General features: G+C 69.5%; 19 protein-coding genes. 15 read left to right on the forward strand and 4 right to left on the reverse strand.

What is annotated here, in order from left to right; all coding sequences use genetic code 11:
* Positions 1–111 precede the first annotated feature (111 nt).
* Complete coding sequence (locus RZ1_RS20540) at positions 112–1014, reverse strand: amidohydrolase family protein (RefSeq protein ID WP_238071783.1); 903 nt, start codon at positions 1012–1014, stop codon at positions 112–114.
* A gap of 44 nt (positions 1015–1058) precedes the next feature.
* Positions 1059–3152 carry a sensor histidine kinase gene (locus tag RZ1_RS20545; RefSeq protein ID WP_072814371.1) on the reverse strand — a complete coding sequence of 698 codons (2094 nt, stop codon included), beginning with the start codon at positions 3150–3152 and terminating at the stop codon, positions 1059–1061.
* Positions 3153–3418: 266 nt separating this feature from the next.
* Between RZ1_RS20545 and RZ1_RS20550 the strand changes: the two genes are divergently transcribed.
* The 4 genes from RZ1_RS20550 to pucL all read left to right on the forward strand — a co-directional run bounded on the left by RZ1_RS20550 (position 3419) and on the right by pucL (position 6179).
* Complete coding sequence (locus RZ1_RS20550; RefSeq protein ID WP_238071785.1) at positions 3419–4327, forward strand: LysR family transcriptional regulator; 909 nt, start codon at positions 3419–3421, stop codon at positions 4325–4327.
* 104 nt (positions 4328–4431) lie between these two features.
* Positions 4432–4947, forward strand: a complete 516-nt coding sequence (gene uraD, locus RZ1_RS20555; protein WP_238071786.1) for a 2-oxo-4-hydroxy-4-carboxy-5-ureidoimidazoline decarboxylase — start codon at positions 4432–4434, stop codon at positions 4945–4947.
* Complete coding sequence (gene uraH / locus RZ1_RS20560; RefSeq protein ID WP_072814372.1) at positions 4944–5267, forward strand: hydroxyisourate hydrolase; 324 nt, start codon at positions 4944–4946, stop codon at positions 5265–5267. Before uraD ends, uraH begins: the two co-directional genes overlap by 4 nt.
* A 3-nt stretch (positions 5268–5270) precedes the next feature.
* The gene (gene pucL, locus RZ1_RS20565; RefSeq protein WP_072814373.1) at positions 5271–6179 is read left to right on the forward strand and encodes a factor-independent urate hydroxylase; all 909 of its coding nucleotides are present in this window, start codon (positions 5271–5273) and stop codon (positions 6177–6179) included.
* 62 nt (positions 6180–6241) lie between these two features.
* Here the strand turns inward: pucL and RZ1_RS20570 are convergent, their stop codons facing one another.
* Positions 6242–7795: a helix-turn-helix domain-containing protein gene (locus tag RZ1_RS20570; RefSeq protein WP_244899366.1), complete on the reverse strand. Its 1554-nt coding sequence runs from the start codon at positions 7793–7795 to the stop codon at positions 6242–6244.
* Between the two features lie 105 nt (positions 7796–7900).
* Between RZ1_RS20570 and RZ1_RS20575 the strand changes: the two genes are divergently transcribed.
* Genes RZ1_RS20575 through RZ1_RS20585 form a run of 3 tightly spaced genes read left to right on the forward strand, consistent with a single transcriptional unit; the run spans position 7901 to position 12788 of the window.
* Complete coding sequence (locus tag RZ1_RS20575; protein WP_072814374.1) at positions 7901–9274, forward strand: 8-oxoguanine deaminase; 1374 nt, start codon at positions 7901–7903, stop codon at positions 9272–9274.
* 5 nt (positions 9275–9279) lie between these two features.
* On the forward strand, positions 9280–10089 hold the full coding sequence (locus tag RZ1_RS20580; RefSeq protein ID WP_072814421.1) for an FAD binding domain-containing protein: 810 nt from the start codon (positions 9280–9282) through the stop codon (positions 10087–10089).
* Positions 10086–12788: a molybdopterin-dependent oxidoreductase gene (locus RZ1_RS20585; protein WP_072814375.1), complete on the forward strand. Its 2703-nt coding sequence runs from the start codon at positions 10086–10088 to the stop codon at positions 12786–12788. The genes RZ1_RS20580 and RZ1_RS20585 overlap by 4 nt, the downstream gene beginning before the upstream one ends.
* Before the next feature lie 38 nt (positions 12789–12826).
* Here RZ1_RS20585 and RZ1_RS20590 read toward each other — a convergent pair whose 3' ends face one another.
* Positions 12827–13645: an ABC transporter ATP-binding protein gene (locus RZ1_RS20590; protein ID WP_238071807.1), complete on the reverse strand. Its 819-nt coding sequence runs from the start codon at positions 13643–13645 to the stop codon at positions 12827–12829.
* A gap of 341 nt (positions 13646–13986) precedes the next feature.
* On the opposite strand from RZ1_RS20590, the gene RZ1_RS20595 reads away from it, so the two are divergent.
* Genes RZ1_RS20595 through RZ1_RS20630 form a run of 8 tightly spaced genes read left to right on the forward strand, consistent with a single transcriptional unit; the run spans position 13987 to position 22055 of the window.
* Positions 13987–15342 (forward strand): 8-oxoguanine deaminase, encoded by a 1356-nt coding sequence (locus RZ1_RS20595; RefSeq protein ID WP_072814377.1) that lies wholly within the window; start codon positions 13987–13989, stop codon positions 15340–15342.
* A 43-nt stretch (positions 15343–15385) separates the two neighbouring features.
* The gene (locus tag RZ1_RS20600; RefSeq protein WP_083583814.1) at positions 15386–17047 is read left to right on the forward strand and encodes an ABC transporter permease; all 1662 of its coding nucleotides are present in this window, start codon (positions 15386–15388) and stop codon (positions 17045–17047) included.
* Positions 17048–17057: 10 nt separating this feature from the next.
* On the forward strand, positions 17058–18092 hold the full coding sequence (locus tag RZ1_RS20605; protein WP_072814423.1) for an ABC transporter substrate-binding protein: 1035 nt from the start codon (positions 17058–17060) through the stop codon (positions 18090–18092).
* A gap of 24 nt (positions 18093–18116) precedes the next feature.
* Positions 18117–18779 carry a Rieske 2Fe-2S domain-containing protein gene (locus RZ1_RS20610; protein WP_072814378.1) on the forward strand — a complete coding sequence of 221 codons (663 nt, stop codon included), beginning with the start codon at positions 18117–18119 and terminating at the stop codon, positions 18777–18779.
* Positions 18776–19378 carry a glutathione S-transferase family protein gene (locus tag RZ1_RS30620; protein ID WP_072814379.1) on the forward strand — a complete coding sequence of 201 codons (603 nt, stop codon included), beginning with the start codon at positions 18776–18778 and terminating at the stop codon, positions 19376–19378. The genes RZ1_RS20610 and RZ1_RS30620 overlap by 4 nt, the downstream gene beginning before the upstream one ends.
* Positions 19379–19406: 28 nt before the next feature.
* Positions 19407–19907, forward strand: a complete 501-nt coding sequence (locus RZ1_RS20620) for a thiamine pyrophosphate-binding protein (RefSeq protein ID WP_072814380.1) — start codon at positions 19407–19409, stop codon at positions 19905–19907.
* A complete protein-coding gene (locus RZ1_RS20625; protein ID WP_218020476.1) occupies positions 19904–20518 on the forward strand; it encodes a thiamine pyrophosphate-dependent enzyme in 615 nt (204 codons plus the stop codon). Before RZ1_RS20620 ends, RZ1_RS20625 begins: the two co-directional genes overlap by 4 nt.
* Positions 20505–22055, forward strand: coding sequence for a GMC family oxidoreductase (locus RZ1_RS20630; protein WP_072814382.1), 1551 nt, complete (start codon positions 20505–20507; stop codon positions 22053–22055). Before RZ1_RS20625 ends, RZ1_RS20630 begins: the two co-directional genes overlap by 14 nt.
* Positions 22056–22058: the final 3 nt, after the last annotated feature.

The following is a 22058-nucleotide window of genomic DNA, read 5'->3' on the forward strand; positions in this document are numbered from 1 at the left end:
AACAGCAACGGGAGCCACCGGCGACGTGGACGAGGTCCACATGATGCCCGCGCGGTCGCGGGGTCGCCGAAGGATGCATGGCGACCATGTCATCGGCGATCGTTCGCCATGTCAATGGTTTCGCGCGGGGAATTGCGGCCCCAGCAGCGTCGCGGGATTGTCGATCCGCAACCGCCGGTCCCCGGCGCCGACGCTCAGCGGTGACGCGTACGGGCGGTCCGAGCCGAGCACGATCCGGTCGGCACCGAGCCGCGCTGCCACCGCGTCGACGATCCCCGACCCGTACGAGGACGTCTCCACGAAGACGCCGGCACCGGGTAGTCCCTCCGGTCCGCCCCGCGCGGCGATGCGGTCGGAGTGCAGCGGTGCGAGCCCGGCGAGCATCGCGAACGCCACCCGCAACCGCGGGTACCGGGGCGCGCCGTACTCGTGCCACGCGAACCAGGCCGCGTGCATCTGCCCCACATACCCGACGATCGCGGCCCACCACGACGGGCCGCCTGCACCCGCGAAGTCCGGGCCGGGGTGCACGAACAGGGGCTTGTCGCGCCGTTCGAGTTCTGTCAGCAGCGGACCGCAACGCTCGTACCCGGCCTCGTCGGCGATCGCGTTCGCGGGAAGTTGCAGACCTACGCATCCGGCGAGGAGGACGTCACGCAGCGCAGCCGGATCGGGATCGTCGAGCCCCGCGGCCGCCCACGCCCGGAACGGGCGGGGCAGCGCCAGCACCCCCTCGTGATAGGCATCGAGCAGCGGCCGGGCCTGATCGGCGGGCAGCGACTCGATACCGAGCGGACTCGACAACGACACCAGCGCGAGGTCGATGCCGTCCGCGGCGGCGAGTTCGGCCCGCGCCGAGACCGAGTGATCGCCGGGCTCCACCCGGTACGGCGGCTCCCCGCCGGTGTGCAGGATCCAGCCGTCGAGCCGCGGTGTGGACCGGCGGGCCCGCAGCGCGGCCAGGAACGGCTCCGGCCACACGTGCTGGTGGATGTCGATCCGCAGTGCGCTCATGGCTCCACGGTCGCAGAACCCGGCGCCGTGTCAACGACGCGGTCTCACCGCCGCAGGGCCCACCGGCCGGTGTCGGGGTTCTGCGGCGGCCACGGTTCGGACGGGTTGCGGTATTCCGCACCGGTTGCGGCACCGACGGGCTGCCACTGCTGCGTGGGCTCCATCGGGTTCGATCCGCCGTTCTCGGCGACCACCCCGTCGTACGGCTCGACGGCACCGCTGTAGGCAACCGGATCGCAGCCTTCGTCCGGCAGTCGCCGCGGCTCGACACGATACGGATCGACGAAATGACTCGTGCCCGTGAGAAGTTTCGGCGGCAGGTACACGCTGGCGGTGATCCCGCTGTTCGTCGGCGAATCGAAGGTCGGGCGCAGCCGGACGGTGATGCCGTGTCGTTCGGCGAGCCGGCCCACCACGAACAGACCCATGCGCCGGGTCGCGCCGGTGGCGTTCTCGGTGTCGGAGGCCAGTCTTGCGTTGATGTCCGCGAGATCATCGGGGGGAATCCCGATGCCTTGGTCGGCGATCTCCAGGAGCATCCCGCCGTCGACGGCGCCGGAGAACACGAACCTGACCGTGCTGTTCGGCGGTGACGCGCGCAGCGCGTTGTCGAGCAGTTCGGCGACGAGATGGGCGACGTCGGCGACGGCGCTGCCGACGAGGTTCCCGGCCGGCACCGACCCGATGTGCACGCGCTCGTAGTTCTCCACCTGGGACGCGGATCCCCGCAGCACATCACCGAGCGGGGTGTCGGGCATGCGGCCGAGACGCTGTCGTGTTCCGGCGAGGACGAGCAGGGAATCGCCCGTGCGCCGCATCCGGGCGGCCAGATGGTCCAGCGAGAACAGGCTGTGCAGGCGATTCGGGTCCTTCTCCTCGAACTCGAGGGACTCGATCAGCGAAAGCTGTTGTTCGACGAGGGTTTTGTTGCGGCGGGCGAGGGTTTCGAGCATCTCGTCGACCTGCCGCCGCAGGTGTGCCTGCTCACCGGCGAGGCGCAGGGCCTCGGACTTCATGGCGTCGACGGCGCGCGCCACCTGACCGACCTCTTCCCGGGTGTGCACCCCGACGGGCGGCAGGGTCACCGCCTCGATGTCGGCACCCTCGCGGATGCTGGTGATCGCGCCGGGCAGGTCGTGCTCGGCAGCGCGCAGCGTGTCGTCACGCAGGCGTCGCAGCGGCCGGACGAGCGAGATCGACATGGCAACGGCGAGGGCGATCGCGAGACCGAGCACCGTGACGACGGCGATGCCGTCACGCCACGATTCCGCGCGCGTCCGGGACGCGAGATCGTCGAGGGTGACGACGATCTTCTGAGCGGAGGCGTCGACGAACTCGTTGTACGCCATCAGGGCGGTGAACAGGGAGTTGCGCAACGTGCCGACATCGGCGTTCGCGTCGTCGAGAGTCGCGGTCAGCGCGCGCCGGTTCTCGACCTCGGCAATGAGCGCATCCACCGGCGCGCGGTCGGGAACCGTATCGGCGAGCACGCGCAGCTCGGCGAGCTCGGTGCCCATCGCGTTGTTCCACATGAGCAGCGCCGAATCGGGTTGGTCGCGCAGCGCCGAGAACGCCACGACCTGATCGAGCAGCACCCACTGGATCGACCAGCTGTCGAGGAGGATGTCGCCTTCGGTCAGCACCGTCGGGTTGGCCGACGAGTTGATGATCGTCCGGTACGCGTGAGTCATCCGGGAAACGAACTCGCGGACGCGCTCACTGGCGGCGAGCGGGGTCATCTGCCGGGACATGGCACTGGCGAGCAGCAGTTTGCCGTCCTCGAGGACCCGGGCCAGCGGCGCCGCGATCTCGGGATCGAGGTCGCCGTTGCGCAGCAACTCGATGATCGAGTCGTCGGCCTCCTCGGCGATCTGGGCGCCGTTGTCCGGTGGCAGCGACAGGATCGTCGCGGCGCCGGCACCCGCGACACCGGTCCCGTACTCGGTCAGCGCGGGAAGGATCGCCACCTGCTCGGACTGCGCCGAGTAGTGCGAGGATTCCTTCACCAGCAGGTTGACCCGGGACGCGCCGAACAGGCTTGCCGCGATCACCGGCAGACACAGCACCACCGTCACCTTGCGCCACAGGCGCCAGTTCTGCGGCGAATAGGACCGGGACGGTCGCGCTGAGCGGCTCATGGAAGGGCCGGCTCCTTTCGATCTTCGGGCACCACCGCGCCGGCCGAAACGGCGGTATACACGAAAATGGCGATGTCGAAATAGATTTCGGGGGGATTCAGGCTGTCAGAGTAGGAACGGCGCAGGTTGCGCGCAAGGCGCCGGGCACATTCGAATAGCAGCTATATCTCCGGACATATGGGTTGAACCGGATTGCGCACAGGTTAGGATCGGTGGAATTTCACAGCCGGGCAGGTCTGGGGGGAGACATGGTGGATTTGCGGCGGGTGGACCTGAACTTGCTGGTAGTGCTCGACGCGCTGCTCGCCGAGTGCAACGTGACCCGGGCCGCGCGCCGCCTGCACATGTCGCAACCCGCCACGAGCACCGCTCTGGCGAGGCTACGACGACAGCTCGAGGACCCGATCCTCGTCAAGGACGGACGCTCATTGCGCCCGACGCCTCGCGCCTTGGCGTTGGTCGAGCCGCTGCGCAGCGTGCTGGCGACCGTCGAACGGTCGATTCTCAGTCCCCCGGAATTCGACCCGGCCCGTGACACGCGGGTATTCACCGTGCTGGCGGGTGATTACGCCGAGGTCGCATTGCTCCGGGTGCTGATGAAATCGGACCGGTATCGGACGACCGCGGTGCAGTTCGACCTGCGCCCCGTCACCGGTCGGGGCCTCGCCGCATTCCATCGGCACGACGTGGATCTGGCGGTCCTGCCCGAACATCTGCTCGAGCAACCGCAGTTCGATCGATGCGGCCGCGCACTCGTGCTCTCCGACCGGTTCGTCGGTGCGGTGTGGACCGGACACCCCTACCGCGGAACCGAGCTCACCCCGGAGGTGCTCGCTCGCTACCCGATGCTGTCGTACGCACCCCACGACGGCATCAGCCACCTCGACCGCTCGCTCGCGCGCGTCGGCGTGCACGCCCGGACCGGCGCGACCACCGCGAACGTCGCGGTGATTCCGTACGCCCTGGAGGAAACCCACCTGGTCACCCTCCTCCCGGAGCGGATGGCGTCGCGACTCGCCGGAGGCGCGGACATCCGGATCCTCGAACCGACGTTTCCGCTGGCGGCGGTGCGGCAGTTCGCGGTCTGGCACGAGGTGCACGAGTCCGATCCCGCGCACACCTGGCTGCGGGGGCAGATCGTCGAGATGTCCGGTCTCGTGGCGCGGGTTGGCTGATCCTCCAAAACGTGCCGGGGCATGCCCGGTGAACTTTGTCGCGGTGTTTCCGCCATCGCGGTCGCCGATCCGTCAAGGTGGAGAGGGAACCGATCGGAGGACCCGTGGACTGTGCGACATTCGATGCGCTGCCCGCCGACGACGCCGTCGCTCTTCTGCAGACCTGCTGCAGCAGTCCGGCCTGGGCGCACCGGGTGGCCGCGGCCCGGCCGTACGGCGACCGTGCCGCCCTGTTGCGGACCGCGACCGATCTCGCTCTGGCGCTGAGCGACCTGGAACTCGGTGATGCCCTCGCCGGACATCCCCGGATCGGGGAGCGCAGCGACAGCGCGGCATCGCGGCGGGAGCAGTCGTCCGTGGCGACCGCGACCACCGAGGTCCGTGCGGCGCTCGCCGCCGGGAACCGCGCCTACGAGGAGAAGTTCGGGCATGTGTACCTCGTGCGTGCCGCGGGCCGCTCCGCCGGCGAACTGCTCGGGATCCTGCACCGGCGGCTCGACCACGACGCCGCGACCGAACGCGGCGAGGTTCGTGCCGCGCTCGCCGACATCACCCGCCTGCGGCTGGAACTGCTGATCGACGGCGCGGCCGGACCCGAGGAGACCGGAGGCACCGAGTGAACACCGTGAGCACGCACATCCTCGACGCCACCGCCGGCACCCCCGCCGACGGAGTGACGGTGACACTCGCCCTCGGGGACACGCCCCTCGCATCCGGGGTCACCGACGCCGACGGCCGCATCGGATCGTTCGGCGATGTCCCGCTCGAGCCCGGCACCTACACGCTGACGTTCTCCACCGGCGGATACTTCGACGCGCGCGGTCTCGAGTCGTTCTATCCGGAGGTCGTCGTGACCTTCCGTATTCCGCACGGAGACAGGCACTTCCACGTTCCGTTGCTGCTGTCGCCGTACGCGTACTCCACCTACCGGGGAAGCTGAACCATGGACCCGTTGACCGGCCGAATCGTCCTCGGTCCGAACCGCTACGGCAAGGCCGAGAATCGGGTCGTGCGCATCTACCGCGACACCGTCCGGCACGAGATCCGCGACCTGAACGTCACGTCGAGCCTGCGCGGCGACTTCGAGGCGGCGCACACGGCGGGCGACCAGCGCGCCGTGCTGCCCACCGACAGCCAAAAGCAGACGATCTTCGCTTACGCCGCAACGCATTCGGGCGGGTCCGTCGAGGACTACGGGCTCGCGCTCGCCCGGCACTTCGTCGACGACATCGGCCCGGTGTCCTCCGCGCGCATCGAAATCGAGGACTTCCCGTGGGAGCGGGTCGGCGATCATCCGCACACGTGGACCCGCACGGGACCGGAGGTGCGCACCGCCGCGATCACCGTCACCGGCGCGGGGGACACCCGCCGGGAATGGGTCGTCGCCGGGTTGAAGGATCTGGTGGTTCTCAAGTCCACCGGATCCGGGTTCGCCGGGTTCCTCGAGGATCCGTTCACGGTCCTCGAACCCACCGACGACCGGGTTCTCGCGACCAGTCTCGTCGCGCGGTGGCGCTACGCGGACACCGCCGCCGCCTGGGACCGGACCTACGCGGGCGTCCGGGAGGTGATGCTCGACCGGTTCGCGGCCCTGCAATCGAAAGCGTTGCAGCAGACCCTCTTCGAGATGGGACGCGCGGTCCTCGAGGCGTTCCCGTATCTCGCGGAGATCCGCCTGCAGGCACCGAACAAGCACCATTTCCTGTTCGACCTCGACCGGTTCGGCATCCCGAACCGCGGCGAGGTGTTCCACGCCGACGACCGGCCGTACGGACTCATGCACGTGACCGTGCAACGCGAGGACGCCCCCGATGCCGGCAGCGCCTGGGACGAGTACACCGGTGCCGCGTGAATTCGCCCGCTCGTGCGCGATTTCGGTAGTGCGGACTACCAGAACCGCGCACCGGCAGCAGCTCAGCCGAGGGCGCGCATCGCCAGGAACACGTCGAGACGGTCGCCGATGTGCGCGAGATTGCGCCCGGTGAGCGCCTCGACCCGCCCGATCCGGTAGCGCACGGTGTTGGGATGCAGGTGCATCCGATCGGCGGTGCGCCGCCACGAACCGTCGCAGTCCAGGAACGTCTCGAGCGTCGTCATCAGATCGGCCCGGGTCCGCCGGTCGTAGTCGAGGACCCGCCCCAGGGTTCGGTCGGCGAACGCGCGACGCACCCGGTCCGGCACCGCGGACAGCAAACCCACCGCCGAATCCAGTTCCGCGGCCCGCACCGACACCGGCCCCGCGTCCCCCCGCGCGATGGCCGCGGCGGACTCGGCCGAGCGGATCCCCCCGTCGATCGACTCGCCGGCACACGTGCTCGAGACCCCCGCGACGATCCGGGCACCGGCGAGCGCAGGTGCGAGCCGGCCGAGGCGGCGCGTCAGCGTGGCGACGACAGCGGATTCGGTGCCTGCCACCACCGCGACCGTGCGCCCGGCCGCATCGAGACCGGTCACGCACGACGGCAGAACGTCGTGCACCGCGGCGCGCAGGGCGATGCGCTGCTCGGGGGTCCCGGTGGGTGCCCGCTCGACGACGACCGCGACGAGGGGTGTACCGGCGGGGTGGGTCGCACCGGCCGTGTCCGCGACGCCCCGCGCGTCGGCCGTGTCCCACACCGCGCGCAACCGGTCCTCGCGCCGCACACGCTCGAGCGCGGCGACCGTCGCCAGTTCGGTGAACGCGTCGACACAGTCCTCGCTGCGGGCGGCGCCCGCTCCCAGCACGAGAAACCACGCGGTCGTGCGGTCACGCAGTGCCGCACCGACCGGCAGCACCGTGTGACCGTCCGCAGTCTCGGCCGGGAGACGCGGTGCGGTCAGTGCGATGGCGCAACACGCATCGATCACCGGTTCGCCGATCGTGTCGCGGCCGGCGACGAGTGTGCCGGTGGCGGTGAACAACCACGCGGGAACGTCGAATTCGCGGCACACCCGGGCGAGCAGTTCGTCGAGCGCGTGACCGTCCGCGAACGCGGCGAGCAATCTGCGCTGGCGGGCCAGTCCCGTCTGCAGCCGGTCCATGCGGGCACCGGACCACCGGCGGGTGAGAAATTCGATGACGCTGCTGAACGGCACATCGTCGGGCACCGCGAGCAGCGGCAATCCGTGCCGGGCGCAGGCGTCGACGACGTCCGCGGGTACCTCGCCGAACAGGGCTTCCCCGGCGGCGACGGCCGCGACCCCGGCGCGGGCCAGGTGCGCGACGAACGCCTCCGAATCCTCCGGTGCGCGGCGCCACACGAGCCCGGTGAACACGAGTGATCCGGCACTGACGTAGCGGGTCGGGTCGGGCATGTCGGTGGTGCACGCGCGGTGCAGCGGGAGGGTGCGCGCCGCGGCGTCGCCGTGGAGCAGCCGGATACCGAGTTCGGGTGCGTCGAGAACGTCCTGCAGCAGCACGATCGTCACCCCTTCCGGGCGAGGATCGGCGGTCGTGGCCGCCGGATCCGCGGGTTTGGACGATCGCACAATAGGAAACCGCTGTTTCGATTCGGTTTCGTCGATGCTGCCCGCGATGTCCCGGTCGATTCGGGGGTTCACTGGAACTGTTCACGAGGGTGAGGAGCAGCACCGATGGATCCGCAAGAGTCGACCGCGTCGATCGTGATCCGCGACGCCTACGTGGTCACGATGGACGCCGCCCGCACCGAACACCGACGCGGATACGTCGTCGTGGAGGGCAATCGCATCACGGAGGTCGGGGCGGGCGAACCGGCCGGATACGACCGCGCCACGATCGTCGACGGCAGCGGATGCGTGCTGACACCCGGGTTGATCAACACCCATCACCACCTGTATCAGTGGATCACCCGCGGGCTCGCCGTGGACCACACCCTGTTCGAATGGCTCACCACGCTCTATCCCGTGTGGGCGGGGATCGACGCCGACGCCGTGCACGTCGCCGCGAAGGGTGCGCTCGCGCACCTGGCGAAGACCGGGTGCACCACGAGCACCGACCACCACTACGTCGTGCCCCGCGACGGTGGTGACGTGTTCGGGGCGGAGATCGCCGCGGCCGCCGAGGTCGGCATCCGGTTCCATCCGTGCCGCGGTTCGATGGACCTGGGCACCAGCGCCGGGGGCCTGCCGCCGGACCACATCGTCGAGGGCCTCGACGCGATCCTCGACGGCAGCCGGCAGGCGGTCGAGCGGTGGCACGATCCGTCGTTCGATTCGATGCTGCGGATCGCGCTGGCGCCGTGCTCCCCGTTCTCCGTCAGCACCGAGCTGCTGCGGCAGTCCGCGGTGCTGGCCCGCGACCTGGGGGTGCGGCTGCACACACACCTCGCCGAGACGCTCGACGAACAGGACTTCTGCCTCGAGCGGTTCGGCTGCAACCCCGTGCAGTACATGGAGTCGCTCGGCTGGACCGGCCCGGACGTCTGGTACGCGCACGCGGTGCACCTCGACGACCGCGACATCGGGGTGCTCGCCGCGTCCGGCACCGGCGCCGCGCACTGCCCGACGTCGAACGGCCGGCTCGGCGCAGGCATCGCGCGCGCCGCCGACTTGTATGCCGCCGGGGTGCCGCTCGGTCTCGGCGTCGACGGTGCCGCGAGCAACGAATCGTGCTGCATGCTCGAGGAAGCCCACCACGCGGCGCTGTTCGCGCGCGCCCGCAGCGGTCCCCGCGCGATGACGGTGCGCCAGAGCCTCGAACTCGCCACGATCGGCGGGGCCCGGGTGCTGGGGCGGGAGAACGAGATCGGATCCGTCGAGGTCGGTAAGCTCGCCGATCTCGCGCTGTGGCGGATCGACACGCTGGCCCATTCCGGGATCACCGATCCCGTCGCGGCGATCGTGCTGGGTTCGCAGCCTCCGCTCGAACTGCTGCTGATCAACGGCCGCGAGGTGGTGCGCCGCGACGAGGTCCTCACCGTGGACGAGGACACCGTCGCAGGCGAGGTCGCCGCCGCCCATCGGGTGCTCGTCGCGAAAGCGGGGTGAGCGCCGTGGATCTGCACACCGTCACCGACTATCGGGTGGCCCGCGAGCGCGCCGATCTCGTGGCCGGTCCCGGAACCGCCTACGTCGGCGGGGGAACGTGGCTGTTCTCCGAGCCGCAACCGCACCTGACCCGGCTGGTGGACCTGACCGGGTTGGAATGGCCCGCACTCACCGTCACCGAGGACGGTCTCGAGATCGCCGCGACGTGCACCGTCGAACGGATCGCAGACCTGTCCGATTCCGGAATCTGGACCGCTGCACCCCTGTTCCGGCAGTGCGCGTCGGCGCTGCTGGCGTCGTGGAAGATCTGGAAGCGCGCGACCGTCGGCGGCAACCTGTGCCTGTCGTTCCCCGCCGGTGCCATGATCTCCCTCGCCACCGCCCTCGACGGCACGGTGCTCATCTGGTCCGCGGACGGCACCGAGCGACGGCTACCGGTGGTGGACTTCGTGACCGGTATCGCCACCAACGTCCTCGGCGCCGGGGACGTTCTGCGCAGCATTCACCTTCCCGTCCGGGCGCTGCAGGCGCGCACCGCGTTCCGGAAGATCGCGTTGTCCCCGCTCGGCCGGTCGGGTGTGGTCGTGATCGGCCGGCAGGACCGGGACGGGAGAGTCACGCTGTCCGTCACCGCCGCCACGGACCGGCCGCGCGTGCTCGTACTCGACCGGATTCCCGACCGGCGAGAACTGGATGCGACACTGCGCGAACGGATTCCGGACGCCGCGTACTACACCGATGCCCACGGCGCCGCGGACTGGCGGCGCGCGGTCACCACCGTGCTCGCCGGTGAGATCTGTGAGGAGCTGTCGTGAAATTCACCGTCAACGGTCGTGAGATCGACACCCCCGCACGGCCCGGGCAGTGCCTGCGCACCCTGCTGCGCGAGAACGCCCACTTCGAGGTGAAGAAGGGGTGCGACGCCGGCGACTGCGGCGCCTGCTCGGTCCTCGTCGACGGCGAAGCCGTGCATTCGTGTCTCTACCCGGCGCAGCGCGCCGACGGCCGTGTCGTCACCACCGTGTCCGGGCTCGGCACCCCCGGGAACCTGCACCCGGTGCAGCGCAAGTTCGTCGACGCCGCCGGATTCCAGTGCGGATTCTGCACCGCCGGAATGATCGTCACCGCCTCGACATTCACCGACGACGATCTCGACGACCTGCCGAACCGGCTCAAGGGCAACCTGTGCCGGTGCACCGGCTACCGGTCCATCGACGATGCCCTGCACGGTGTCACCAACGTCGAACGCCTCGGGGCCGCACCGTCGTGCGGCCGGTCACAGCCGGCGCCCGCCGGTCCGCGCGTGGTCACCGGCACCGAGGAATACACCTTCGACACCGTGGTGGACGGCGCGTTGCACATCGCGGTGCTCGGCAGCCCGCACGCGCACGCCCGCATCGCGGCGATCGACACCACGGCGGCCGAAGCCCTGCCGGGCGTCCACGCGGTCCTCTGTTATCGGGACGCGCCCGACATCGCGTATTCGACAGCGCGACACGAGAACAGAACCGAAGACCCCGACGACACCGTCCTGTTCGATCGGGTGCTGCGGTTCCACGGACAGCGCGTCGCCGCGGTCGTTGCCGAGTCGCCGGCGATCGCACAGCAGGGTTGCCGCCTGCTCGCCGTCCAATACGAGGAACTGCCGTTCGTGCTCGACCCGGACGAGGCGCGCTCGCCCGGGGCGCCGCTGCTGCACGCGGACAAGGGACCCGACGCCCGCATTGCCGACCCCGCCCGCAACCTCATCGGCGAGGTGCACGGCGGGGTCGGGGACATCGAGGCCGGGATCGCCGCGGCCGCCGCGGTCGTGCGCGGCCGGTGGCAGACCCAGCGCGTGCAGCACACCCACCTCGAAACCCACGGCGCCATCGGCTGGATCGACGACGACGGGCGCCTGGTGATCCGCAGCTCCACGCAGGTGCCGTTCCTCGTCCGCGACGAGCTGTGCCACGTGTTCGGCCTCGAACGCGACCGGGTGCGGGTGTTCACGGCGCGGATCGGCGGCGGGTTCGGCGGGAAGCAGGAGATCCTGGTCGAGGACGTCGTCGCCGCGGCGGTGCTGCGGACCGGACGTCCCGTGCAGTGGGAGTTCACGCGCAGCGACCAGTTGACGGTCGCGCCGTGCCGGCACCCGATGCGCGTCGACGTCACCATCGCCGCGGACGCCGACGGTGTTCTCACCGCGCTGGCCATCGACGTGCTCAACGACGGCGGCGCGTACGGAAACCATTCGGCGAGTGTCATGTTCCACGGGTGCGGCGAATCGGTCGAGGTGTACCGGTGCCCGAACAAGCGTGTCGACGCCCAATCCGTGTACACGAACAACCGGCCGTCCGGGGCGTTCCGCGGCTACGGCCTCGGGCAGGTGGTCTTCGCCGTCGAGTCGGCGATGGACGAACTCGCGCTGGAACTCGGCATCGACCCGTACGACCTGCGTCGGCGCAACGTCGTGGTTCCGGGCGACGATCTGATCGGAGCGCACCCCGAGGGCGCCGACCTCGTGTTCGGCAGCTACGGCCTCGACCGGTGCCTCGACGTCGTGCAGGACGCCCTGTCGCGGGGCAACGACGTCGTGGCTCCGCCCGGAGCGCAGTGGCGTATCGGTGAGGGCATGGCGCTGTCGATGATCGCGTCCAACCCGCCCGGCGGCCACTTCGCCGAAACCTCAATCGAACTGCTCTCCGACGGAACGTATCTCGCACGGGTCGGCACCGCAGAGTTCGGCAACGGCACCACCACGGTGCACACCCAGATCGCCGCGACCGAACTGGGCACCAGCCCCGACCGGATCCGGGTCCGGCAATCCGACACGGACGTCACCACCCACGACACCGGCGCCTACGGATCCTCCGGCACCGTCGTGGCCGCCAAGGCGCTGCTGGCCGCGGCGCGGGAACTGCACGGCCGCATCCGCAAGCTCGCTGCCGAACTGACCGGCACCGACGCCGAAACGATCGTGCTCGAACCCGACGGAGCGCGGTCCGGGGACGTGCTGGTGACACCCGCCGAACTGCTCGAGGCGGCCGGTGAACCGCTGCGCGCCGAGGGCAACCACGGCGGGTTGCCTCGGTCGCTGTCGTTCAATGTGCAGGGCTTCCGGGTCGCGGTGGATGTGCGTACCGGCGAGCTCCGGATCCTGCAGTCGGTGCAGGCCGCCGACGCCGGCACGGTCGTCAACCCGGAGCAGTGCCGCGGGCAGGTGGAAGGCGGCGTCGCGCAGGGATTCGGCACGGCCCTCTACGAGGAGCTCATCACCGACGAGTGTGGCCGGGTGACGACGAATGTGCTCCGCAACTACCACATCCCGCAGTACGCGGACGTGCCGCGCACCGAGGTGCACTTCGTCGACACCTTCGACTCGATCGGCCCGATGGGTGCGAAGTCGATGAGCGAGGCGCCGTTCAACCCCGTCGCCGCGGCGCTGGCGAACGCGGTGCGCCGCGCGATCGGGGTGCGGCCATGCGAACTGCCGATCTCCCGCGACCGGATCTGGCGGCTGCTGCAGGAATAGACGGGCCGGACTCGCGGCCCGGTCGTGCCCGACCCTTCTCAGGCGTCGACGAGTTCGGCGCCGTGGAACAGCAACCCGGATAGCCGATCGACGTAGGCGTGGAACTCCGGGCTGCGCATCGTCTCGGCGGTGCGGGGCCGCGGCAGGTCGATCGGCACGACGTCGAGCACCCGGCCCGGCCGCGCACTCATCACCGCGACCGCATCCGACAGCAGCACGGCCTCGGCGATGCCGTGGGTGACCATGAGGGTCGTCGCGGGCTTCTCGGTCCAGATGCGTTGCAGCTCGAGGTTCAGCCGCTGGCGCGTCATGTCGTCGAGGGCGCCGAACGGTTCGTCGAGCAGCAGCACCGATGGGCGAAGCACCAGCGCCCGCGCGATGGAGACGCGCTGCCGCATGCCGCCGGAAAGGTGTGCGGGCTTGGCTTTCTCGAAGCCGCGCAGTCCCACGAGTTCGATGAGTTCACGCACCGATTCGGGTTCGGCGGTAAGTCCGGCCACCTTCCGGGGCAGGGCGATGTTCGCCTCGACGGTGCGCCACGGCAGCAACGCCGCATCCTGGAAGGCCACGCCGAGTTCGTGCGCTTCGCGGAGTTCCTGCGGGCTCATGCCGTTGACGAGGACGGTGCCGTCGTCCGGGCGGTCGAGGCCCGCGAGAATCCGCAGAACCGTCGACTTGCCGCACCCGGACGGTCCGAGAAGGGAGAGGAACTGTCCCTCGGGGGTGCGCAGGTCCACGTTGTCGAGAGCGGTGACCGTGTTCCGGCCGGACCTGAAATGGCGGGAGAGGCCGGTGATGTCGAGGCCTGTGCCGAGGGGCCGTGAACCTGTGGTGGCCGGTGAAGAGGTAGCAGTCACGATGGCGCAACTCCGATCCATGGGCGATTCGGGAACGACCGGGACGGGACGCGGCCGGGATCACGGCGCGGGTTCGGGTCCGGTGCGAATTCTCACCGTGCCGCCCCCGTCGCGCCCTGTCAAGCTGATCGCTCGCGTTACGCATCGTTAACAGCAGCGCAAACGGATCGTTCATCGAGCTCCGTAAATTCTTGCGTCATAAAGGCATCCAGGGTGCCTGCACAGTCCGTCCGGCTCCGCCGGTCAACGATCCGGAGCTCCCCTCCGGAGGAGGACTCGAACTTCCGGTGACGGGTGCGAGGGCCGTCACAGACACATACGTCTGTCGGTGGAGGTTCCTCGTGCATGATCTCGTGATCCGCGACATCGGACATCTGGTTCTCGAACCGGGCTCCGAGCTGTCCGGGGCCTGGCTGGCGGTGTCATCGGGCCGCGTCGCCGCCGTCGGCGTATCCGGAACGGAACCTCATGCACAGCAGACTATTTCCGTCGGCGGGCGCATCGTGACGCCGGGCCTGATCAACACGCATCACCACATCTATCAGAACCTGACCCGCTCCTACGGTCCGGTCGTCAACGGATCGTTGTTCGACTGGCTCACCGGCCTGTACCCGATCTGGGCCGGCCTCGACGAGGAAGCGGTGTACGTCTCGACATATGTCGGGCTCGCCGAACTGCTGCTCGGCGGCTGCACGACGTCCACCGACCATCTCTACGTGCATCCGCGGCCGAAGCTCATCGATGCGCAGATCTGCGCCGCGCGGGATATCGGATTCCGCTTCTACCCGACCCGCGGCTCGATGTCGTTGTCCACCAAGGATGGTGGACTCCCGCCCGACAGTGTCACCCAGGACTGTGACACCATTCTCGCCGACAGCCGGCGGCTGATCGATACCTATCATGATCCCGCGCCGGGCGCGATGACGCGGATCGCGCTCGCCCCGTGCTCACCGTTCTCCGTGGACGAGACGTTGATGCGGCAGACCGCGGAGCTGTCCGAAAACACCGGTGTCCGGATGCACAGCCATCTGGCCGAGGACCGCGACGAGCACGCCTACTGTCTCGAGCGGTACGGCCGCACCCCCGTGGAGCACTTCGAAGAGCTCGGCTGGGCCGGCGACCGCTCGTGGGTCGCGCACTTCATCCACCCGTCCGACGACGAGGCCCGCCGGCTCGCCGCAGCCGGCGTGGGTGTCGCGCACTGCCCGAGCTCGAACATGCTCATCGGCGCCGGCACCGCCCGGGTCGCCGAACTTCGCCGGAGCGGCGCGGCCGTCGGGTTGGGGTGCGACGGCTCGGCCTCGACCGATCACGCGTCGCTGTGGCTCGAGGCGCGCACCGCGCTGCTGCTCGGCCGCTTCGCGGGCGGCCCGACCGCCATGACCGCCCGCGATGCACTGGAGATCGCCACGGTGGGGTCCGCACGCTGTCTCGGATGGGACGACGAACTCGGCAGGCTCACACCGGGTTCGGTAGCAGACCTGGTGGCCTGGCACCTCGATCCGGTGTCGCTCGCCGGAGCGCTGACCGATCCGGTCGAGGCGCTGCTGCGCTGTGGACCGGCGCGGGCCTGGACGACGGTCGTCGACGGGCGGGTCCTCGTCGACGCCGGCGAGCTCCGGTTGCGCGGCCTACCCGAAGCATTGGCCGACCACCGCCGCATCGCGACCCGCATGCAGAGCGCATTCGTGAACTGACTGCCCGCAGGTTTCGAACGACGATGGGAGGAACCACACCGATGTGGATCGACGAGAAGACCTCACCGCACCGGCCGATCCGGACACCGGAGCACACGGCATGACCGCCGTGCCGATGGCCGTCGCCGGAGGCCGGGTCGTGCCGCCCGGCGTGAGCGCGACGGTCCGGGACCGGCTGACCGGCTGGTTGCACCGCGTCGGCGGCATCGCGGTTCTGCTCGTGGTCTGGCAGGCGCTCGCCGCGACGGTGTTCGCGTCCTACTATGCGCTGCCGACCCCGACGGCGATCGTGGCGCAGGCCGTCACCGACTGGCCGATGGTGTGGCCGAACCTGCTGCAGACCGCACGGGAAGCGAGCCTGGGCTGGCTGTTCGGCAATGCTCTCGCGTTCGCGCTGGCGTTGGTGTTCCTGACCGTGCGTCCCGTCGAGAAGGTCGCGACGCAGGTGGCGCTCGCGCTGTACTGCCTGCCCGTGATCGCGATCGCCCCCATCCTCACCGCGGTGCTGGACGGGGATCACCCCCAGATCGTCATCGCCGCGCAGGGCGTGTTCTTCACGACGCTGGTTGCGCTGATGCTCGGTGCCAAGTCCGCAGACCGCTCCGCACTGGACGTCGTGAGCACCGCGGGCGGATCGAAATGGCAGCAGTTCCTGCATGTGCGGCTCCCCGCGGCACTGCCGGCGACGTTCGGGGGCTTGCGGATCGCGGCGCCGGCGGCAGTGCTCGGCGCGATCATCGGCGAATATCTCGGCGCGGATTCCGGTCTCGGTGTCGCGATGGTGTACGCGCAGCAGTCCCTCGACGTGGAGCGCACGTGGGCGCTGGCGCTGTACGCGACCCTGCTGGCCGGCGCCGCCTACGCGATCACGGCCGTCGTCGAGCGGCGGGTGTGCCACTGGTCGGCCAGCATGAACAATGCTGCGCCCGAGACGAAACCGCGTTCGATGGCCCGGCGAGCCGCCGCGACGATCGGAACCGCACTGGGGGCGACCGCCGGTTCGGTGGCGCTGTGGCAGCTGGCGATCGGTGGCCTCGATCCGTACTTCGCGAAGGGGCCCGCCGATGTCTGGGCCTACCTGACCACGCCCGGCGACGAACGCTCCCAACTGCTCGCCGCTCTCGGTACGACGGTGCTGCATGCCGGGTACGGCTATCTCGCCGGCACCGTCGCGGCTCTGCTCGTCGCGGGTGCGGTGCTGACCTGGCCCGCGGTGGATGCGGCCGTGATGCCGGTGGCGATCGCGCTGCGCGCCGTCCCACTCGTGGCGATGACCCCGCTCATCGCGCTGGTATTCGGCCGCGGCGTCGCCACGGTCGTCGTCATCGCGGGCATCGTCACGTTCTTCCCGTCGCTGGTCACGATCGTCACCGGATTGCGATCGGTACCGCAGGGTGCCGTCGACCTGCTCACCGCCTACGGTGCGTCGACCCTCGGCGTGATGGTCCGGGCCCGCATCCCGTACGCACTGCCCAGCGTCTTCGCCGCGGCCCGCATCGCAGCTCCGTCCGCCGTGATGGGCGCGCTGCTCGCCGAGTGGCTCGCGACCGGAGACGGCATCGGATTCCTCATGCTGCGCGCCTCCACCAGCGCGAACTACGACCGGTTGTGGTCCTCGGTCGTCCTGGTGACCACCGTATCCCTGATCGCCTACGCACTCGCCGCCGCCGCCGAGAATGCACTGAGCCGCAATCGTTTCCACTAGGAGTATGTCGATGAACACTGCAAGTACACCACTTTCGCGCCGGTCGCTGCTCCGTGGCGGCCTCGGTATCGGTGCGCTCGCCCTCGGCGGTCCCGCGCTGCTGTCCGCCTGCTCGTCCGGCTCCGGAACCTCCGCGGCAGCCGACGGGACGACCGCGATCGACTACCAGCTCAGCTGGCTGCCCACCACGGAGCATTCGGGAAGCTGGATCGCCTCCGACCGCGGCTACTACCGCGAGGGCGGGCTGAGCGTGAACTTCCTGAACGGTGGCCCGAACACGAGCCCCGACACGGTGGTGATGTCCGGCAAGGCCCTCGTCGGCGGCAGCAATGCCGACGTGGTGTCCAAGGCGATTCTGCAGGGCGCGGACCTCACCGTGTTCGCCACCCGCTTCCAGAAGAGCCCCTTCTGCATTCTGTCCCTCGCCGACACTCCGATCCGCTCGCCGCAGGACATGGTGGGCAAGAAGATCGGTGTCGCCGCGATCAACGAGACCGCATTCAACCTGCTGCTGAGAATCAACGACATCGATCCGTCGCAGGTCGATGTGGTTCCGGTGCAGTTCGATCCGTCGCCGGTGGCGAACCGGGAGGTGGACGGTCAGATGGTATTCGTGATCAACGAACCCACCCAGCTCGAGGCGAAGGGCATCGCCACCCACACGTTCCTGTTCGCCGACCACGGCTACGCGGTGTTCTCGGGCGTGTACTTCGCCAAGCGGAAGACGTTGGAGGAGAACGCCGAACAGCTCGCCGCGTTCCTTCGAGCGGAACGCCGGGGATGGGAGGCCAACATCGCCGATCCCCGGCTCGGCGCCGATCTCACCGTCGACGTGTTCGGCAAGGACCAGGGTTTCGACCGCGTGCAGCAGCTGCTCGAATCGCAGACTTTGCCGCGGATCATGGTCTCCCCGGACACCGATGCGTCGGGACTGCTGACGCTCCCCCCGGCACTGATCGAGCAGAACATCCGGACCCTCAGGGCGAACGGGCTCGAGGTGAACGCGGACCAGCTGTTCACCACCTCGATCCTCGACATGCTCTGACAACTACGAAAGGAAGGACGACTCATGACCGAGTGGGTCCCGGTCGCGCTGGCGCGCGACATCGAGGCCGGCGCCGCGACCGCCACGACGGTCGCGGGTACACCCCTGGCCCTGTGGCGGAGCGGAAGCGGCACCGTCCACGCGTGGGCGGATCGCTGCCCCCATCGGGGAATGCGACTGAGCCTCGGTTTCGTCCACGACGACCGGCTCGTCTGCCTCTACCACGGCTGGCAGTTCGACACCGAAGGATCGTGCCGTCACATCCCGGCCCACCCCGATCTCACACCACCGTCGGTCGCACGCACGGTGTCGTACCGGGTACGCGAGGACAGCGCGATCGTCTGGGTCGCACCGGTGCCGGGTGCCGAGGAGACGTCCGACGAGATTCCGGTCGACCACGGGCCGGCGGTGCCGGCCCGTTCGGTGTGGCTCGACACGGACCGGTCGGAAGCGCTCGAACGAATCCGAGTGTCCGAAAAGGGATTCGAGATCTCCGGCAACGTGATGACCGGAGAGGTCGACGGTGTGCCGGTGCTGGCGGCGATCCAGACCGTCACCGCGGAGCGGACAGCCCTGCACGTCGCGGTCCGTGGCGACACCCCCGCCGCCGAGACCGTCGCGCTCGTCGTCCGCTGGGCGCGCGAGCTGCGGGAGCGGCTCGGCGCAGCGGAAGCGGTGGCATCGTGACCGAGACCGTGCTGCACGACTTCCCCCTCGACGCCCGTTGCTACGCAGCCCGTCTCGCCCTGTCGATCCTCCAAGTCGAGCATCGGGTGCGGTCGGTCGACGTCTACCCCGGCCGGGAACACCTCGGCGCCACCTATCGGGCGCTCACCCCGGCCGGACTGCTGCCGGTGCTCGAGAGCGACGACGTCGTCGCCATCGGCACCGCGGATGTGTTGACCCACCTGGCGCGGGCACACGATCCCGCCGGGACGTGGATCGGCTCCGGAGTCGACGAATGGCTCGCCTTCGCGACCGGGCCGCTGGAGACCCTGTACGCCACCCGCGACATCGCCCTCTACACCACCGAACCGCTCGACACCGGTGACGCGGTCGCGGCGCTGCGCACACTCGACGACCATCTCGCGGTCCAGCGACTGCACGGGTTCTGGGTGGTCGGGGAGCACCCCACCGTCGCCGACCTCGCGCTCTACCCCGCCGCGGCGCTGAGCCGCGACATCGGCATCGACCACGACACCTTTCCCGCGTTGCGGCACTGGCTGCGCCGCGTCAAATCCCTCCCGGGATTCGTGGAGATGCCCGGCATTCCTGTATTCCCCTGACCGTCGAAGAGAAAGGGTCCGATCCGACATGGACTCGTCAACCGTGGACGCGGTGATCCGCGGACTCAAGCGGGCCGGTGTGAGCACCGTCTGCTACCTGCCCGACTCCCTGTTCAAGGAGTTGTACCCGGCGCTGGACGCCGATCCCGACATCCGCACCATCCAGGTCACCAACGAGGGGGAGGGAGCCGCGATCTGCGGCGGAATCTTCCTGTCCGGCAAGCGCGCCGCCCTCATCATGGAAAACTCGGGTCTGCGTGCCTCGGTCGAACCTCTCGCCCGGATGGGTCTCGGCGCCGGCATCCCCGTGATCATGCTGATGAGCTACCGGGGTGAGCTCGGCGAGAACAACTGGTGGGCCGTGCCGCACGGGATCACCATGGAACCGATCCTCGACGCGTTGCGCATCCCGTACCGCATCGTCCGCGAGGAGGACCACATCGAACGCGCCATCTGCGACGCGTTCGAATGGTCCTACGCCGCATATCACCATTCCGCTGTCGCACTGGGTGGAGGACTGGTCCGATGACCATGACACGATTCGAATGCATGAAACTGCTCGCGGACAAGTTGTCCGACGAACTGGTGATCGTCTCGCTCGGCGCCAGCGTCGACGAGTGGTACAACGCCGCGCCGCACATGCGCGAAGCCAGCCTGTTCCAGCAGCAACTCGGGTGCGTGACCCCGCAGGCATTCGGTCTCGCGACCGGCCTGCCGCACCGGCGGATCGTCTCCCTCGACACCGACGGCGGCATGCTGTTCAACCTCGGCATCCTCGCGACCCTCGCCAACGAGCAGCCCCGCAACCTGTTCACCGTCGTCTGGGACAACGAGTGCTACCAGTCGATCGGCGGCCCGCCCACGCACACCGCGAAGGGCATCGTGAGCATCGCTGCCATCGCACGTGGCGCCGGAATCGAACATTCCTACACCGCTACGACATTGGAGGAGTTCGAGAAGCACTGCGTCGCCGGGCTGACGGCCGACGAGCCGTACATCCTGGTGGCAAAGGTCTCGAGCATCGTGCAGCCGGGAATCAAGCGCAAGCACAGTGACGGCCGGGAGGACAAGTACATCTTCGTGCGTCACGTGGAGGCGACGGAGAACATCACCATCATGGGGCCCAGTGAACACAACTGAGCAACACCTCGTTGCATACGATTACGTCGTCGTGGGCGGCGGTTCCGCAGGATGCATTCTCGCAGCACGACTGTCGGAAGACCCCTGCGCAACCGTCCTCCTCCTCGAAGCGGGTCCGGACCACGCCGGAGCCGAGTCGGTGGACCGGCCGGCGACCTGGGCGACGCTGCTCGGCGGCGAGTACGACTGGGGCCACAGCTACGCCCCGAACCCGCTGCTGGACGGGCGGGCCGTGCCCATCCCGCGCGGTCGTGTGCTCGGCGGGTCGAGCAGCATCAACGCGATGCTGTGGTACCGCGGCTGTGCGGACGACTACGACGCGTGGGAGGACGCGGGCGCGAAAGGCTGGAACTTCCGGACCCTGCTGCCGTACTTCCGCCGCGCCGAGGACTGGGAGGGCGGTGCAACCGAACTCCGCGGCTCGGGAGGTCCCCTGCGGATCACCCGTCCCACGGATCCGCACCCGATCGCAGCCGGATTGCTCGGCGCCGCATCGGAACTCGGGATGGCGGTGCTCGACGACTCGAACGGCCCCGACATCGAAGGTGCCTCGCTCGCGAACCTGACGGTCGCGGACGGCCGTCGGGTCAGCACCGCGCGGGCCTATCTGGATCCGGCCGCCGGGCGCCCCAATCTCACGGTGCGCACCGACGCGACCGTGATCGGCTTGGTGTTCGACGGGAGCCGCTGCGTCGGAGTGCGGTACGACGACGGTGCCGGTGCCTGCGAGGTGCGGGCCGAGACGGAAACCCTCCTGTGTGCCGGTACGATCTCGAGTCCGCACCTACTGCTGCTCGCGGGGATCGGCGACCCCACGCAGTTACGAAGGCACGGGATCGACGTACGGGTCGCGCTGCCCGGCGTCGGCCGGAACCTGCAGGATCATCCGCTGCTGATGGGCGTCAACTTCCGGGCGCGGACACCGCTCGGCCCGGCCAGGGACAACGGTGGCGGCGCGATCCTGAACTGGAAATCCGATCCGTCGCTACCACAACCGGATCTGCATGCGTTCGTCGTGCAGGGCTCCCACGCGACACCCGAGGTCGCGGCCCGATACGACGTCACCGGCGACGTGTTCGCGGTCTCACCCGGACTGATGCGCGCCCACAGTGTGGGGGAGCTGACGTTGCAGTCGGCGGACCCTGCGGTCGCACCGCGCATCGACCCGCGGTACCTGTCCGATCCCCGCGACCTGGCCGCACTGGTGTCGGGTCTGGACCGCATCTTCGACCTCGCCGACACCGCGTCCTACCGCGCCTTGATCGAGCATCCCGCGGCACCGGACCGGCGGCTGTCCGGGGCTGACGCGGAAGAGTTCGTACGGACGAGCTGCGCGACGTTCTTCCACACCGCGGGCACCTGCTCGATGGGGTACGGGCCGGACGCGGTCGTCGACTCCGACCTGCGTGTCCACGGGGTCGAGGGCCTGCGGGTCGTGGACGCGTCGGTCATGCCCGTGCTTCCGTCCTGCAACACCAACGCGCCGGTGATCGCGCTCGCCGAGCGTGCGGCTGCACTCATCCGCGGAGAGGAGTGACAC

Origin of the sequence: Rhodococcus zopfii NBRC 100606 = JCM 9919, assembly GCF_001895025.1 — a bacterium.
Classification (GTDB): Bacteria; Actinomycetota; Actinomycetes; order Mycobacteriales; family Mycobacteriaceae; genus Rhodococcus; species Rhodococcus zopfii.

Coding starts and splice junctions, on each gene's coding strand:
- RZ1_RS20605 (WP_072814423.1), top strand. CDS start 17,058: ATGAACACTGCAAGTACACCACTTTCGCGCCGGTCGCTGCTCCGTGGC.
- RZ1_RS20625 (WP_218020476.1), top strand. CDS start 19,904: ATGACCATGACACGATTCGAATGCATGAAACTGCTCGCGGACAAGTTG.
- RZ1_RS20610 (WP_072814378.1), top strand. CDS start 18,117: ATGACCGAGTGGGTCCCGGTCGCGCTGGCGCGCGACATCGAGGCCGGC.
- RZ1_RS20540 (WP_238071783.1), bottom strand. CDS start 1,014: ATGAGCGCACTGCGGATCGACATCCACCAGCACGTGTGGCCGGAGCCG.
- pucL (WP_072814373.1), top strand. CDS start 5,271: ATGGACCCGTTGACCGGCCGAATCGTCCTCGGTCCGAACCGCTACGGC.
- RZ1_RS20575 (WP_072814374.1), top strand. CDS start 7,901: ATGGATCCGCAAGAGTCGACCGCGTCGATCGTGATCCGCGACGCCTAC.
- RZ1_RS20620 (WP_072814380.1), top strand. CDS start 19,407: ATGGACTCGTCAACCGTGGACGCGGTGATCCGCGGACTCAAGCGGGCC.
- RZ1_RS20545 (WP_072814371.1), bottom strand. CDS start 3,152: ATGAGCCGCTCAGCGCGACCGTCCCGGTCCTATTCGCCGCAGAACTGG.